The 15569-nt window shown below is 73.7% G+C and carries 10 protein-coding genes; 4 read left to right on the forward strand and 6 right to left on the reverse strand.

Features of this window, described 5'->3' with window-relative positions; genetic code table 11:
• Positions 1–26: 26 nt before the first annotated feature.
• Positions 27–1649 carry a hypothetical protein gene (locus BEK98_RS04110; RefSeq protein WP_143684071.1) on the reverse strand — a complete coding sequence of 541 codons (1623 nt, stop codon included), beginning with the start codon at positions 1647–1649 and terminating at the stop codon, positions 27–29.
• The gene (locus BEK98_RS04115) at positions 1646–4480 is read right to left on the reverse strand and encodes a protein kinase domain-containing protein (protein ID WP_167444082.1); all 2835 of its coding nucleotides are present in this window, start codon (positions 4478–4480) and stop codon (positions 1646–1648) included. The genes BEK98_RS04110 and BEK98_RS04115 overlap by 4 nt, the downstream gene beginning before the upstream one ends.
• A gap of 177 nt (positions 4481–4657) precedes the next feature.
• Here BEK98_RS04115 and BEK98_RS04120 point away from each other — a divergent pair, with 177 nt between their 5' ends.
• Entirely contained in the window at positions 4658–5851 is a 1194-nt protein-coding gene (locus BEK98_RS04120; protein ID WP_094214969.1) for a macro domain-containing protein, read from the forward strand.
• On the opposite strand, the gene BEK98_RS04125 is transcribed toward BEK98_RS04120, so the two are convergent.
• A complete protein-coding gene (locus BEK98_RS04125; protein ID WP_094214970.1) occupies positions 5826–6503 on the reverse strand; it encodes a 4Fe-4S single cluster domain-containing protein in 678 nt (225 codons plus the stop codon). The two genes, BEK98_RS04120 and BEK98_RS04125, sit on opposite strands and share 26 nt — an antisense overlap.
• Positions 6504–6742: 239 nt before the next feature.
• Here BEK98_RS04125 and BEK98_RS04130 point away from each other — a divergent pair, with 239 nt between their 5' ends.
• From BEK98_RS04130 to BEK98_RS04140, 3 genes are all read left to right on the forward strand, one after another.
• On the forward strand, positions 6743–7399 hold the full coding sequence (locus BEK98_RS04130; RefSeq protein WP_094214971.1) for a hypothetical protein: 657 nt from the start codon (positions 6743–6745) through the stop codon (positions 7397–7399).
• Positions 7400–7485: 86 nt separating this feature from the next.
• Entirely contained in the window at positions 7486–8250 is a 765-nt protein-coding gene (locus BEK98_RS04135; RefSeq protein WP_094214972.1) for a hypothetical protein, read from the forward strand.
• Complete coding sequence (locus BEK98_RS04140) at positions 8225–9847, forward strand: hypothetical protein (protein WP_143684072.1); 1623 nt, start codon at positions 8225–8227, stop codon at positions 9845–9847. Before BEK98_RS04135 ends, BEK98_RS04140 begins: the two co-directional genes overlap by 26 nt.
• 80 nt (positions 9848–9927) lie before the next feature.
• Here BEK98_RS04140 and BEK98_RS04145 read toward each other — a convergent pair whose 3' ends face one another.
• Genes BEK98_RS04145 through BEK98_RS04155 form a run of 3 tightly spaced genes read right to left on the reverse strand, consistent with a single transcriptional unit; the run spans position 9928 to position 15310 of the window.
• Complete coding sequence (locus tag BEK98_RS04145) at positions 9928–10590, reverse strand: RES family NAD+ phosphorylase (RefSeq protein ID WP_094214974.1); 663 nt, start codon at positions 10588–10590, stop codon at positions 9928–9930.
• Positions 10590–11255: a hypothetical protein gene (locus BEK98_RS04150; protein WP_094214975.1), complete on the reverse strand. Its 666-nt coding sequence runs from the start codon at positions 11253–11255 to the stop codon at positions 10590–10592. Before BEK98_RS04150 ends, BEK98_RS04145 begins: the two co-directional genes overlap by 1 nt.
• Positions 11252–15310: a CHAT domain-containing protein gene (locus BEK98_RS04155; RefSeq protein WP_094214976.1), complete on the reverse strand. Its 4059-nt coding sequence runs from the start codon at positions 15308–15310 to the stop codon at positions 11252–11254. Before BEK98_RS04155 ends, BEK98_RS04150 begins: the two co-directional genes overlap by 4 nt.
• Positions 15311–15569: the final 259 nt, after the last annotated feature.

A 15569-nucleotide genomic window follows, 5' to 3' on the forward strand; every position in this document is an offset into this window, starting at 1 on the left:
TGCCGGTACGGTGCTCGGTGGTGGTCTCAACGGCGTTCGTCGCCGCCTACGGTCCGATGTCGCGGAGCTTGCCGGGGCCCCTTCTCCACGTGCGGCGACCGGTCGGTGTCCTCTTCGGGCGTCTCGTTGAGCACTACGGCGTCCTCCCCCAGCACACCCGGCAGCGCTCCCTCGGTCCGTTCGACCGTGAACTCGACGCCCAGTCCCAGCGTGCCGGTGATCTTCTTCAACTCGGCGAGCCGCTCCTGGGTCTCCTTGCAGCGGGCGTCGTCGAGGGCGCTCTGCGCCACGGTCCGCTTCCCCGGGCCGCCGCGGTACATGGTCGCCACGCGCAGCTCGCCCTCGACCAGGGTCGCCCTGAGCCAGTGGTCGGGCTCCCAGCCGTCCGGCGTCCAGTCGAGGCGTATCTCCTGCCCCTCGGGCCGGCCGGACTCCGTGTGGCCGCCGAACCTCCTGGCCAGTTCCGCGATGGCGCCGGCGCACTGCTCCCGGACGTACATGGCCTCCAGAGCGCTCCGGCGCTCGACCACGCTGCGCTCGACCAGGTCACGTTCGGCCCGGTTCAGCGGGACGCCCTCGTCCAGGGTGCGCCGGAGCAGGGCCACGGCCTCCGGTGCCGGGGCGAGGTCCTCGGCACCCTCCGGGGTCTCGTAGACGAGGAAGTCGTAGTGCAGCGCGGCGCGTTCCTGGGCCTCCCGGATCTCGCGCGCGTGCTTGTTGGCGTCGCGGACGAACTTGCGCGCCGCGGTGAGGTGGGTGCGCGCCCGGTGGGGGTCCTCGGCCGCGCGGCGCACGGCGTTCTGGACGGACTCCGCGGCGAGTTCGGCGGTCTCGGAGGCGGCGTACGGATCCAGCTCACCGAGGATCTCGGCCCCGGTCCGGCGGACCGCCTCCGCGTCGAGGCCCGTGGGGGTGCGCGGGCCGGATGCCTGCCGGGGTACCTGTCGGCCCTCGGCCTCGGCGGTGCGCTCCTCGGAGAACCGGAGCAGCGCGCGCTGCCGGCTCTCGCGCAGGGCGCGCTGCCAGTCGTCGTCCTCCTCGTCGAGCCGCAGTACGGCGGCGAGGCGCTGCTGCTCCCACTCGGCGTGCCGCTCCTCTGCTTGGCGCACGGCCTCCTCGCTGCGGGCCAACTTCTGCCGCAGATCGGACAGCTGTTTATCGATGGGGTCCAACGGCTCCGGCAGGTCGGGGTGCGGCGGGGCTCCGTCCGGGCCGCCCGCGGCCGCGGCCCGGGCCACCCGCGCCAGCAGGGCGCGCCTGCGGGCGTTGATCCGGACGGCGGCGAACGCGGCGTCCTCCCACTGCTTCGCGGCCGTGGCGGCCAGCTGCTGCTGACGTTCCAGGCAGCGCTGCTCGTCCGCGGCCCGTACCGCCGCCGCGGCGAGGACGCGGGTGGTGACCAGGGCGGCCCGGCCGGCGAGCAGGACGCCGCTGAGCGAGCCGAGCACCTGCAGCGCCGCGTCCGCGGCCTGATGCACCGCGTGCTGGGCCGCATCGGCGAGGTGAGCGGAGACCTGGCCGGCCGCGTCGTGCGCGTGGACTATCCCGACGTGCGGCAGCGCGTTCAGATCGACGGGCGGCGGGGGCGGCGGGAAGGCCACGGCGGGCGCCACGGCGTCCACCGTCGGTAAGGCGAGACCCGAACTCATCCCTGTTCTCCTGTCTCTTCGGGCATCGTCACGGACCGCCGGCGGGCCGCCCGCCGCGTCCGGTACTCACGGAACGTGCGCCACCAGGCGAGGCGGCCGCGCAGGCTCCACACGGACCGCGGGTCAGCCGCCCGGCCCGTCCGACGTTCGCGACGCCTACGCCACCAAGCCAGACGGCCACGCAGACTCCACAGGGACTGCCGGTCAGCCGACCCCTGCGTCTGCTCCTCGCGACGCCCACGCCACCAGGTCAGCCGGCCGCGCAGGCTCGACACGGGCCGCCGGTCGCCTTCGCGGCGCGTACGCCACCAAGCCAGGCGGCCACGCAGACTCCGCAGGGACCGCTGGTCAGCCGACCCCTGCACCTGCTCCTCGCGACGCCCACGCCACCAGGTCAGCCGGCCCCGCAGGCTCGACACGGACCGCCGGTCGCCTTCGCGGCGCGTACGCCACCGGGCCAAGCGGCCGCGCAGGCCCCACGCGGACCGCCAGCCGCCCGCCCGCCCCCTCCGCTCCTCGCGACGTCTGCGCCACCGAGCCAGCCAGACGCGCGGGTTCAACAGGGACCGCCAGTCGACCGTGCGCCGTGGCCGGTTCCCGCGGCGCAGGCGTCGCCAGGCCAGGCAGCGGCGCACGCTCCATGCGCCGACGGCGACGGCCGAGGCGAGCGGCCAGAGCCACGGCGCGTAGACGATCGCGTAGAAGCCGAGGAAGACGGCGAGCAGGAGCAGTGCCGCCGTGATGAAACGACCGGCCCGGGTCCGCGCCAGCCGGCCGGGGCGCTCCGCGCTGCGGATCAGCAGCCCGGCCAGCGACCGGTCCGGGTGGTAGAAGGGCGGGCCGATGTACACGGCGGTCCACAGCTCCACCACGAAGACGAACGCGGCCGCGGGCAGCGCCTCCAGCCATGCCATCACGACCGCCTCCTGGGAGGCGCGGCCCAGCACGTCCGCGAGGCCGGTGACGAACATCCAGGGGGCCGTGACGACGGTCGCGCCGAGCAGGGCCCAGCCCAGGGTGGGCAGGCGGTCCAGCCGCCGCAGTACGGCGGCGAGTCCGTCCTGGTCCGCGGCGAGCAGCCGCTCGCTCTCCTCGATGACGCGCCGCTGCCTGAGTCCGTGCGCCTCGGTCTGCGCGTGGCCGGAGAGCAGGTGGGCGGCGAGCAGGCGCAGGTCGTCGTCCTCGGCGTTGAGCAGCGCGTCGAACCAGGGCACGCGTTCCGGGAACTGGGCGCGCCGGCGCAGCACCGCGTCGGTGAGCCGGGTCCTGGTGCGTTCCGGTTCGCGCGCCAGCTGCAGGAGCCAGGCGTCCACCGCCACGCTCTGCCGCAGGGCGGTCCGGACCGCTCGGCCCCTGCCGCCGGTCTCGTGGCTGCGCAGCATCTCCCGGACGGTGGGCTCCCAGCGGGCGCGCAGGGTGCGCCAGGCCTGGTCGGCCTCGTCCAGTCCCTCGCCGCCCGGCCGCTGGGCGAGTCCGGTCAGGACGGCGGGGTGGTCCGCCAGGTGCCGGATCAGCGCGACGGCGTCGGCGTTCCCGTCCCTGGCCCCCTGGCACAGCCGGCGCATGCTCAGCACGTCCAGGTCCGCTCCGTGCCAGGAGACGTCGAGCCCGGGACCGAGCCAGTTCAGGAGCTGTACCAGAGCGGCGACGGACGGCGGTCGCTCCAGCTCGGTGCGCAGCTCGGCGAGCCGGCGCAGCTCCTCGGGGCTGCGGTCGCCGATGGTCTCGAACTGGCGCAGCCAGGTGACGAGTCGGGCCCGGTCGTCGTCGGCGGCCAGCATGCGCGCCGCGGAGACGTGGTTCTGGTCCAGGTGGACGGCGAGCTGGTCGGCGCCCGTGAACTCCTGCCCCATGAACGGGAAGGGCTCGATCACAGGGCGTGTCGTGGCGTCGTCGAAGATGCGCCCGTCGGTGCGCGGGGCGACGTCGGGGTCCTTGCCGTCCAGCCAGTCCCGCACCTGCTCGGCGTGCCAGCGGTGCTCGGGGGCCCGGGTGAGCAGGCCCTCGCAGAGCCGGCGGGTCCTTCGGTCCCCGATGCCGGCGAGGTCGGGGTCGTGCGTGGCGATCTCCGCCAGTACGTCTTCGTCGCGACGGAAGTCGATGGGGTGTCTGCCGAGGGCCAGTTGGGCGATCACCATGCCGAGCGACCACCAGTCGCCGGCCTCGGAGACGGTCTGCCTCAGCAGTCCCGCCTCCGGCGCGAGGTAGAGGGGTTTGCCGCGCCAGTCGGTCCGGGGCTCCAGGGCCTCGTCGGGCCGGTGGACGGCGGCGCCGAAGTCGATGAGGACGAGGTCGGCCGTGTCGGCGCGGCGGGTCTGCACCATGATGTTATCGGGGGTGATGTCCCGGTGCACGACGCCCCGTTCATGTAACGCGGTGACGGCGTCGTACAGCTGGCCGACCATGCTCCTGACGGCCTCGGGAGCCAGTCCGTCGGGGTGGTCGGCGTGGTACCTCTCCAGGGTCTCCTCGCCGTGCGACCAGTACAGGTGCCAGGGGTGCCCGTGCGCCTCGCCGGTCTCCAGGAGCCGTTCCAGGTGGGGAGCGGGCTGCTCGGCGAGTTCCGTCAACTCCCGCTCGACGTCCGGCTCGGGGGCGTGCCGCCGGTGGTACCACTTGAGGACCAGGGGTATCTCGGCCGCACCGTGACGAGCCGTCAGGTCGCGTACCCGCAGCACCACGGGCTCGGCGGGGCGCCGCGCCGCGGACAGTACGGCGACGAGCGGGAAGCGGTCCGACAGTCCGGGAGGCACGTCGGAGAGGACCGGACGTGTCTCCACGACCCGGGCGAAACCGCCGTCATCGGGGTCGACGACTCGGGTGGGCGGCATGGTCGTCATCTACCGGCCTTCCGGGAAACACGCTGGATGGACCAGGGGGAGCACGGCACAGAACGAATCGGCCCGACGCGGGGGTCGCGGGACGATGAAGATATCCCGAATCCCTTCGGGCGACGGGGAGTTTCCCGGATCTTCAGCGATCACCCCGCCAGGACTACGATTCGTGCCATGCACCCGCTGCCCTCGCACGAAAGTCTCGTCGACGAACTTCGGAAACTGAGGCATCGCGGTCTGCCCGGGCTGCGCCAACGTTCCTGGGACTCGCTGCGCATGGCGGCCGTCGCGGCCGGCCTGTGCACCGGGGAACAGGACGAACAGACCGGCATCGAGGCTCTGCTGGGCGCTGCGGTGCGGTGGCTCAACGGGGGGCACCCCGTGCGGGACGACGACTCCTGCGACCCGCTGGCCCGCGCGGCCGCCCACACCTTCGGGCTCTTTCCCGCACGCCGCGGAGTCCCCGGCACCGACCGGAGGAAGGCGGCGGCGGATGTCTACGGGGTGACCACCGAGCGCTTCCGCAAGAGCCAGGAGGTCGACGTCGTCGCCGAGCTCGCGGCGGCCGTCCTGGTCGTGGCCCGGGAGGGGAGCGCGGGAGCCGCGGCCGGCCCGGGGACCGGTGGCCCGCAGGAGCTGGTGACCCTGGCGCCGACGACACCCCCGGTGCACGTACCTCCTGGCGCCGCCGGTTTCCCGCCCCAGCGCCGCCCGTACCCGGGCGCCCGGCCGGGAGCCGCCGCACCGGTGGCCCCGGCGGGCCGGATCACCGTCCGGGTGTGCCCGATCGAGCTGGTGCGGGACGTGGACATCCTCGTCTCGTCGGAGAACACGTACCTGGAGATGTCCAAGACCTTCCGCTCCACGGTGTCCGGGGCGCTGCGGCGGGCCGCCGCCCTGCGGGACGCCTCGGGCGAGATCGTGGACGACGTCCTGGCCCACGAACTGGGGGTGTGGCTGCGGACGCACGGCAGGGCGGGCGCGCCCGTGCGGCCCGGCACCGTCGTGGCCACGTCGTCCGGCGCGCTGGCCGCGCAGGGGGTACGGCGTATCCACCACGCGGCGATCGCGGCCCCGGTCGGGGACGGTGACCGCTACCACGTGACACCCGCCGTGCTGGCGGAGGCGGTGCGGACGTCCTTCGAACTGGCCCGCCGGGAGAGCGAGTTCCTGTCCCTGCCGATGTCCTCGATCTGCTTTCCACTGATGGGCACCGGCCGGGGCGGCCTGTCCGTCGAGACCGCGGCGCGCGCGCTGCTCGGCGCGATCAGGGAGTCGCTGCGCCAGGACCCGTCCTGGTCCGTGCTGGTGGTCACGCCCGAGGAGAGCCACGCCCGTACGCTCATGGCCGCCAGCTCCGCTCGGTGAAGCCCACCCCGGCCTGCCTGAGCAGGCGTTCCATCTCGGCGAGTTCTCCGCGCACCGGCACCCCGTAGATCCGCAGCTCCCGGTCGTCACCGGTGCCGATCTGGAGGCGTGGCCCCTGCGACTCCTGTGCCAGGTACGGGGCGTAGCGGGTGGCGCCGTGCGGTGTCAGGGCGTGGATCCGCTGGTTGGCCGAGCCGCGCCAGACCAGCCGGGTGGGCTCCGCGACCCGGAACCGGCCGGTGATCACGGCGTCCGCGCCACTGAGGGCCCTGCGCCGCTCCGGTGTCAGTTCCCCGGGCTCGTACCCGGTGTAGACCAGCAGGTCGGCGGGGCGGGGTCCGGCGCTCCCCTCGTGGTGCCGGACCTCGTCCCTCAGGTGTGCCGCGCCGGACAGGAGTTCCGCGAGCGCCGCCGGCTGCTGCAGGGGCTCGCCACCACTGACCGTGAGGCCCTCGGCCCCGTCGGCGAGGGCCTGTTGCCACAGCCCGAGCACCTGGGAGACCGTGGTGACCGTCCCCGCCTCCGGGTCCCAGGTGTGCCGGGACATGCATCCCGCACAGGCCAGCGAACAGCCCTGGAACCAGACGCCGAACCGCTTTCCCGGCCCCAGCGTTTCCAACGGGTAGTGGGTCCCGTCGAGGCGTATTTCCACGGCATCTCCTCCTCGCACCGGCTTGGAGTATCCAGTGCGCCGATGTGCGGCCGCAATTGGCGGAAGGCGCCCATCCGGCTGTTCGCCGGGCGGGATCCGGTTGTTTTCCGGATCTCCCGAAGAGAATGATCGATTCACTTGGAATCCCCATCCCTCTAGGGGTTTTGCTCCGCTACTCTCTCCCCCATCGCGGCGCCTTCCCACCCGGACCGCCCGCGAGGAATGGGGGATCTTCGAAAATGATCAGCAAAGGTCGAATAGGTGTCCGGGGAAGGCGGCTGAGAGCCGGGTACCTCTCGTCGTTACGGGCCCGGTTCCACGGCCGCCGGGACGCGGACGGTCTGCGGGGTCTGCTGACGGATGTCCTGGCCGGAAGCGCACCCACCGACACCAACCTGCCGCCCTACGTCCTGGGCCTGCGCGCGCAGGTGCTGCGCAGCACCGCACGGCTGCGGTCCCGCACGCTGGCGTCGCACCGCGCCCTGCACGTCCGCGTTCAGGCCGAGTCGGTGCGGGTGGTGACCCAGTACACCGTGCGCGGGGAGCAGGCACCGGCCGCGCTCGCCCGGTTCGGGCAGTGGGTCGCGGAGTGGCGCTCGGCCGCCTCCGTCTGCCGTCAGCAGGCCCAGCAACTCGCCGACGAGGGCAACCAGTTGCTCGCCTGCTACTGGGACGCCGCCTGGGCCCGGTACCGGCAGGGCAGCGACCTCGACGAGAAGCGGCCCACGGGCCTGCTGCCCGGGCGGATCACCCTGGACCGTACCTGGAACCACCTCGACGACGGACTGCTCAGCGACCGCTGGTACGTCCCGGACACGGTGGGACACGACGCCGACCCGTCGGCGGTCGCACAGGCGTTGCACATTCTCGACCACCAGTCGGGGCGCGGCCGTTAGGGTCCGGCGCGCAACGGCGATGCCACGAACGGCATCCGCAGGTGATCACCGCTCCCCGTCTCCCAGGAAGGCCAAGGACCATCATCGTGCAGCACTCGGCCCGGACCGGTCGTCGGTCCACCATCCGCACCGCCCGCCGGCTCGCCGTCATCGCCCCGCTGGTGTGCGTGCTCTCCACCCTGGTGTCCTGCACCAAGCAGGAGGAAGCCCTCACCACACCCTGCGGGCTGGTCGTCGACGGTTCGGGGTCGGCCGCCGCGGTGAAGGAGGGATTCGACTCGGAGGCCAAGCTGAAGGACAGCCTCATCGGATTCCTCACCGACCAGAAGTGCGGAACCCTCGACTTCGCCCCCATCACCCGTTCCTCGCGCAGCTCCTCCTGCCGGCAGGACCGGGTGGACCTCGACCCGCCGCACGACGCGCAGACCGACCAGAAGGTCCAGCGCGCCAACGCCCAGCGGAACGCGGCCGCCGCGGCGCTCGCCGAGCTGAAGTGCGCCCGCACACAGAACGGTTCGGACGTGTGGGGAGGCCTGGCCCGCATCGGGGAGGCCTTCCGCAGCGACGGCCCGACGCCGAAGCTGCTCGTGGTGAGCGACTTCGACCAGGCCGACCCGGAGTTCCACCTGTCGCGGCAGAACATCTCCACCAAGGCCGACCGCGACAAGGTCATCGACACGCTCGTGCAGAAGCGTGGCCTGCCCGGCATCAAGGGGATGGACGTCTTCCCCGTCGGGCTCGGCATGCAGTACTCGGCGAAGCCCAGCGAGGCCGACGACTTCGAGTCCTTCTGGGTCGAGGCACTCGAAGGGAGGGCCAAGGCACATGTCGACAACCAGTACAAGCGCTGAGGAGCCGCAACCGCGCCGACGGCGGCTCACGCGCTATCTGCCGTTCACGGGCCGGACCGCACAGCCCGGCACCGGTGCCCGGCCCGGGGCCGCCCCCGGTGTGCGCTCCAGCCGTGTGCCCCTGGTCGTCGACGACCGAGGCGAACTCGGACTCCTGCGGGACGCCGAGCGCAGGGGCCGGCAGGCCGCCCGGCGCGGCACGCTGGACCCGTGGGTGCTGAACAGCGGCGACCGGGTGCCGTACTTCGCGGAACTGGCGTCCGTGCGGGACGCCGTCGTCCACCGGATCGAGGAGGAGCTGCGCCTCCAGGAGGAGACGGCACGGCTGCGGGACGCCCAGGCGACCTCCGACGTGACCGCCGGGGAGGCCGAGACCAGGATCCTGGTCGAGCACCTGCGGGAGGCCCAGCAGGAGATCGAGACGGCCCGCCGCCAGCTCGACCTGCTCGCGGTCCGTTCGGCCCGCTGGCTCCGCTTCCGGGACAGTCTGCGCGAGCGGGTGGAGGAACGCTGGCTGCTCGCCCGCTTCCCGGAGGCGGCCGCGCCGCCGGTCTCCGGTTCCCCGGGCGCGGCGGAACCCGGCCTGCAGGAGGGCGAACCCGGGCAGGCTGCCGACAAGGACGCGGCCGACCCGGGCGGCGACGACTGGCAGTCGGTGTCCACGACGGGCGCCGCCGCGGACGGCACCGCGTCCGCGGCGATGCGGGAGGTGGTACGCGCCGCGCGCGCCGAGACGCGCGACGCCGCGTCGAGCTACGGCTGGGAGGGCCTGCAGACCCGTCCCGGTCTGCCCCGGTGGATGACCTGGGCGCTGCTCCTCGTCATCATGGCCGTCGAGGTGCCGATCTACTGGGTCGCGTACCAGCCCTTCCACGGGGTCGGCAGCGTGAGCGGGGACACCATGTCCGGCGCGCTGGCGATCTCGTCCGCCGTCATCATGCTGATCGTGCCGCACCTGGCGGGGCTCATGCTGCGGTGGCGCTCGGGGACGGGATCGCCGCGCGGTGGGTGGGTACCCGCCCTGTCGCTGCTCGGCGTGTGGGGCGGCCTGACCGGGCTGCTGGGCCTGCTCCGCGCCAAGTTCGTGACGCAGCACGACAGTCCGGCCCCCGCCTCCGGGGGGACCGACGGCTTCCGGGGGATCGGCGGCGCGTCCGGCGACACCACGACCCTGGTGGACCGACTGCACCTGACGACCCAGACGGTGACCTGGTTGTTCTGCGCACTGCTCCTGCTCTCGGGCGGTGTCGGGTTCCTGCTCGGCCTGTTCCGGGAACACCCCTTCCTCGACGCCTTCCGCACGGCGGTCGAGCGGCGTACGGGGCTGCTGCGGCGGCACGAGGCGAGCATCGCCGCCACCGAGCGGGCCCGTGCCGCCCAGCGCACGGCGGAGGACCGGCAGAACGACCGCAGGGAGGCCGCGAACGAGCGGATCGCCTCGGCCCGCCAGTTGTACGAGGCCGCCACGCACCGGTATCTGCTCGGGGTGATGACGGCGGCGAAGGATCCAGCCGTGTCCGAGTCGGCGATGCGCCTGTCCCGGAACTGGCCGCTGCTGCCGGCCCCGGCCCGTCACGAACCGGCCCGGAACGGCTGAACGGCCGGGGAACACCGGCCCGGTACGCAGGTACGCGGATGCCCCGACCCACCTCGACGGGTCGGGGCATCCGCGTACGGTCACCTGCCGTCGTCCTCCGTGGCGGAGATGACCGCGCGCAGCGGCGCCAGCAGCCGGTTGACCTTGCGCACGTCGTCCGTCGACGCCAGCCGGAGGCACTCCTGCGGGCGGGCGGCCAGAGGTGTGTCCGGACAGCGGTCCTGGAACAGCTGGAGCGCGGGGCGCGGCCTGCAGCGTTTGGACGTCCACCACAGTCCCTGCACGTCGTCGGCGCGTTCCCGGATCACCCGCACCCAGTACCGGGTGCCCGCGTACTCCTCGGTGTCGATCAGCCAGTCGTCCTGCCAGACGGCCGCCAGCCCCTCCGCGGTCGTGAGGTCCACCAGGGTGAGGTCGGCCGTGGTGCGGATCGCCGAGAGGACGTACCGGGACGCCTGCGCCCAGGGAATCTGGCGCACTCCGCTGCCGTCGCTGAACTCGACCGACCTCAGCAGCACTTCGGACAGGGCCGTGACCGGGTCGAGGGCCGCGTAGAGGTAGGGGTAGGGATCCTTCTCGGTGGGGTCGAAGCGGCTGCCCTTGAAGAACTCGTGCGCGACGCTCGGGTTGAACTCGCCGGCCGCGTACTGCTCCTCGTGGCACCGCCACAGCAGGGTGCCCTTCGGCACGTCGGTGAGCAGCGGCTCCATCACGGCGTTCTTGGGCGGAAGTTGACCGACCATCAGAACGCCCCCACGAGTTCGGCGGCGGCGTGTTCGAGGTCGTCGTCCGGCACGATGCCGAGCAGGTCGGCGGGGACACCGCCCAGCCACCGGTTGCCGCCCAGCCACCAGTCGGCGGCGCCCCAGGGGTCGCGGTCGGCCCGGAGGAGTTCGTTGATCCGGCGGACGACGGGCAGCGGTTCGGCCGTGCCCGCCTTGAACTGGAAGCGGGGATAGCGGATTCCGTGCTCCGGGTCGCGGAGCCCGATGAGGCAGGCGGGCGTGTCCGGGCCGTGGTGCAGCGCGGCGTGTTCGGCCTCGGTCAGCGCCGGTGCGGCGAGGAGCCGTAGCCGGGCCGCCCGCAGCAGTTCACCGGGGTCGGGCGGTGGGGTGCCGAGGACGTCGATCACCGCGTCGATCGTCGTGAGGCTGGGCAGTTCATGGGTGCCGGAGGCATAGCGGTGGCCGCCGAGTTCCTCGGACACCGGGTGGTCGGGCGGCAGCGCGGACAGCGTCCGCCGCAGCCGGCGTACGGCGCGGGCGACACCCGGTGGGTTCTCGGCGGCGGCCTCCTCCTTCATCTCCCGCAGGCTGCGGGCGAGTTGGCCCAGGTCGTCGTCGTCGAGCCCGGTGATGACGGTGGTCCAGTGACTCTCCAGGAGCCTGAGCAGATCCTCCGACGTCATGCGCGCTCTCCTTCCTGGGGCCGGTCGAAAGACGCCGCCGGTGCGGGGTTGCCGTGGTGGACGAAGGCCGCCCAGGTGTCGGGCCGGTCCCGGAAGTCCTTCGCGAGGCGGCGGGCGGCGACGCCCCTCAGGCCACCGACGGGCGGCCGCTCGTCCGGCGGGGTGAGCATCCACCGCTGGGCGGCGCGCAGCGCGTCGGGCGGGGCGAGTCCCCGGGCGAGCGCGTCGTGCAGGACGAGCATGACGATCTCGGACTGGTCGTCGTCGACCTTCCACCGGGTGCCGATGGCATCGGCGGCCAGCCGGTGCACCATGACCGAGGTGACGGTCAGGGCCTCGTCGTGATCGCGGGTGGTGAGGTCCGTCTCGCAGCCGCCGCACACGACCAGCGGCCCGGCCGACCGGAAGGCGTCGCCCTCGGCGGGCGTCTCCAGCAGAGTGCTCAGCGTGAGATCCGCGCCGGGAAGGGACGGATCGCCGGCGCCGGCCGGCGCGGCCAGCCGGAGGGCCGATGTCGTGGGGTCCGGGCCCGCGAGCCCGTGACAGGCGAGATGCACCAGGGAAGCGGGGGCGGTGGCCGTGCCGCCGAGCAGGGCCAGGACCTTCGCCGGGGTGGCGGGGTTGTCGTCGGGGCGGTGGATCACGGCCCGCGGGTAGACGGTGGCCAGGGTCTCGATCTCGTCCTCGGCCCACTCCAGGTCGTCCGCCGCGTGGAACACCAGGGCCGGCCGGTCTGCGGGGTTCATACGCCGGCGGGCCACGGCACGCAGGAACTCCCTGCCGGAGGCCGCGTGCGTGAGGACGGCGACCTCGCAGGCCCGCACGGCGCGCGTCGCGTCGTAGGGGCGGGGCGGGCGCAGGACGGCCGCCTGCCAGGGCACGACGCCCAGTTCGCCGCAGGGCACCAGGACCAGCCGTACGGCGTCGGGGCCGACGGCATCGGCCGGGGCGTCGAGGAAGCCGGCCTCGGTGAGGGCGCGGTCCCAGACGCCGAGGTGGTCGAGTGCGGGGCCGAGCACGTCACCGGCCCACTCGCACATGCCGTCCAGGGCGCGGGTCCAGCGCCGCTCGGCGCGCTGCACCTCCCGCGCGTTGACAGTGTCCCGGTCGGGGCCGTAGAGGGCGGCCTCCAGGCGCTGCCGGTGCGCGCCGGCCTCCAGGTACTCCGCCACGGCTCCGCGGCCGGCGGAGGCGAGGCCGGGCAGGGGCAACGCCTCGACAGGACCGTCACGGGTGACGACCAGGACGGCCCCGTCCGGACCGTCGACGCCGGGCACCAGGTACAGCAGCGCGTCCGCTCCCGCCTCCCCCAGCCCGGCACGCAGGTCGCTCGCGGAGGCGAACAACGGCTGCACATCGGCACCGCCCTCCCCACGCAGCACGTCCAAGGAACGGCGCCGCACGTCACCGGGCAGCCCAGGGGCGCCCGCGCCTGCTTCGGCCAGCACGTCCAGGGGGGAGCGGCTTTGCAGGTCGGCAGGACGGCCGGGGGCACCCGCACCCGCTTCGGCCGGCACATCGAGCGGGGAGCGGTCCTGCACATCACCGGGACCGCCGGGGGTGCCCGCATCGGCCTCGGCCAGCACATCCAGCGGGGAGCCGTCGCGCACATCACCGGGACCGCCGGGGGCACCCGCATCCGCCTCGGCCAGCACATCCAGCGGGGAGCCGTCGCGCACATCACCGGGACCGCCGGGGGCACCCGCATCCGCCTCGACCGGCACATCCAGCGGGGAGCGGTCCCGGACGTCGCCAGAGCGACCCGGGGTCCCCGCGTCCCCCTCGGCCGGCGCATCCAACGGCGAGCGACCCCGCACATCACCACGACCGCCGGAGGCACCCGCCCCCGCCGCGGCCGACAGTTCCAGGAGGGAGCGGTCGTCGGAGTGGTCCCAGGAGCGGTCGGAGGCCGCGCTGCGCCAGCGTTCGGCCAGTTCGGTCTCGCCGAGGGCCGCCAGGCGGTCGGCGACACCCGCCGAGACGGCCGCCGCGCCGAGCACCAGCGAGCGGCCCGCCTCCAGACACGCGATCGCCTCCTCCGCGAGCCCGGCCCGCAACGCCCAGAAGGCCGCGCTGCGGCCCCGGTCGGCCGCCACGCGGGCCATGCGCAGGCCGCGGCCGACGCCCTGCTGGAGCAGTACGTCGTCGGCGGCGAGCCGGAGGGAGGTGCGGGCCAGGTCGACGGCGGCACGCAGGTCCTCGTCGGAGCCGGGCGTGCCCGCCCGGAGGGTGGCGCGCTTGGCGCGGAGCGTGGCCTGGTCCCAGGTGAGGCGGGCGCCGCTGGGCGTGCCGTCGGGCAGTTCCGTCAGAGCCTGTTCCAGCTCCGCGATCGCCTCGTCCAGCGCCTCGGGGTCCCCGGTGAGCAGATACAGGGTGTCCAGGGCGATGGCGATGCCGCCGCGCGCCCTGGGCCGGAAGTCGGCGGTGAATCCGGGGCTCGCCAGGGCTTCCCTGGTGCGCCGCACGCCCTCGGCGATACGGCTCGGGTCCGACTCGGCGATCGCCGTCAGGGCGATCAGCGGGGCCCAGGTGGCGTCGAGGAGGCCACGCAGGGCGGGCATCTGCACCGACGTCTCCACGGCCCGCTGGATGTGATGGGCGGCCGCACGCAGGTGGGCCGTCCTGTCGTCCGGCGAGGTGGCGTGCACCACGCGGCCCAGACAGGCGAAGCCGAGCACGTAGCCGTTCAGCGCGCCGGTCCATTCCTCGGCGCCGTCATAGGCCTCGTCCAGTTCCAGTTCGCACAGGGCGTCGATGACGTCCTCGACCGCCTCGTCGTCGCCGCTCTCCAGTGCGGCCACCGCCCGCCCGTGGAGCCGTGTGGCCTCCCCGCACAGGCGCAGGGTGGCGGCCAGGCCGCTCGCGGGGTCGTCGTCCCACTGCTGCGCCTCGAGCAGGGCCCGTGCCATGTCCTCGTCCTGCAGGCTGCCACCGGTCAGGGAGGCCGCGACCAGCAGTCCGGGCACGACGGTACGGAGCCATTCACGGTGGACGCGGCTGTCGAGTTCCCCCTTGGCATGCGCCTCGTGCATCAGCCGGAGCGCCTCCCGGAACCCCTCCATGTCCCCGGTACGGGCGGCGAGGGCGGTGTGGAAGAGGGCGGCGATCATCCTGGACGCCAGAGGTGCGTCGTCGGCCTCCCCCGTGGCACCGTCCCGCGCTCCCGAGAGTTCGGCGACGAGCTTGGGCAGCTCCTGTGTCGCGATGGTCCCGGGCGCCATCACCTCGGCCAGGGCGAGGAGTTGGGTGCGCACGTGCTGGTCTTCCCGCGCGTCGTCGGGGTCCTCGGCCCACACGGGGGCCGTCCCCGCCGTCTCGGGTGGGAGCGTGGCGAGGGCGTCCTCCATCATCGAGAACAGCGACGGCATCAGGACGTGCAGCGGTGGCGGCATCCCCATGCCCGGCATGGTGTCGAGGAGGTGCCGGGCCCCGCTGACGACCGCACCCGTCTCGCCCTTCAGCAGCGCGTCGATCAGCGCGCCCAAACCCAGCAGGTTGTCCCGCAGTTCGGGTGTCATGCGCCCCTGCTCGCGTTCGAGCAGCAGCCGCACGAGCAGGCCGGTGTCCTCCACCATGCCCGAACCGCCCTGGGCGAGCGGGACTCCGACCGTGAGCATGGACATCAACTGGTCGATGGTCCACTGACTCTCGGAATCCGGCGAGGTCTCCTGGTTCAGCCGCACCAGCCGCGAGCCGAGCAGGATCACGAGGTCCCGGCGCGCGGCCTCCCGGTCCTCGTCGCCGAGCAGGGCCGACGTACGGGCCCCGTCCAGCAGGGGCAGCGCTCGCTCCCGGTCGGCCGGGGCGCCCCCAAGGACGAACCTCAGCGCGAGGCATCTCCCGAGACGTGCCTCCACCGCCGCGACCGTCGCGTCACGGCCCTCCGACTGCACCAACTCGGCTAGGACCAGCTCCAGTTCGCCGGTCAGCGCGTCGAGTTCCGGCCCTCGTGTCCCCTGGTACTCGTCCGCGTCGAGCGGTACGGCCAACCCGGCCGTGCGCGCGAGCGCGGTGGCGGTCCGCTCGGCCACCGGCAGGGCCCCGGCTTCACTCATGCGTCATCCCCTCCCCCGCCATGGTGCCCGTTCCCCCGGATCCGGCGGCCGGGTCTCGCGCGCCTGATCGGCATCCTGCCGGACAACGCCCGGCTTCCGGACGGATTCCGCCCGATCCATGAGGCGTCCGGGGCCACCGGTGGTCCCGGGTGGGCGTGTTCGGGGCGTGCCAGCCGCTGTCCGTGGCGCCGGAGGGCCGAAGTCGGCATGCTGGGTGGCCCGTTGAGGTGGGACATCGTGAGCGGTCGTTCGGAGCCGG

Origin of the sequence: Streptomyces diastatochromogenes (genome assembly GCF_002242805.1) — a bacterium.
Classification (GTDB): Bacteria; Actinomycetota; Actinomycetes; order Streptomycetales; family Streptomycetaceae; genus Streptomyces; species Streptomyces diastatochromogenes.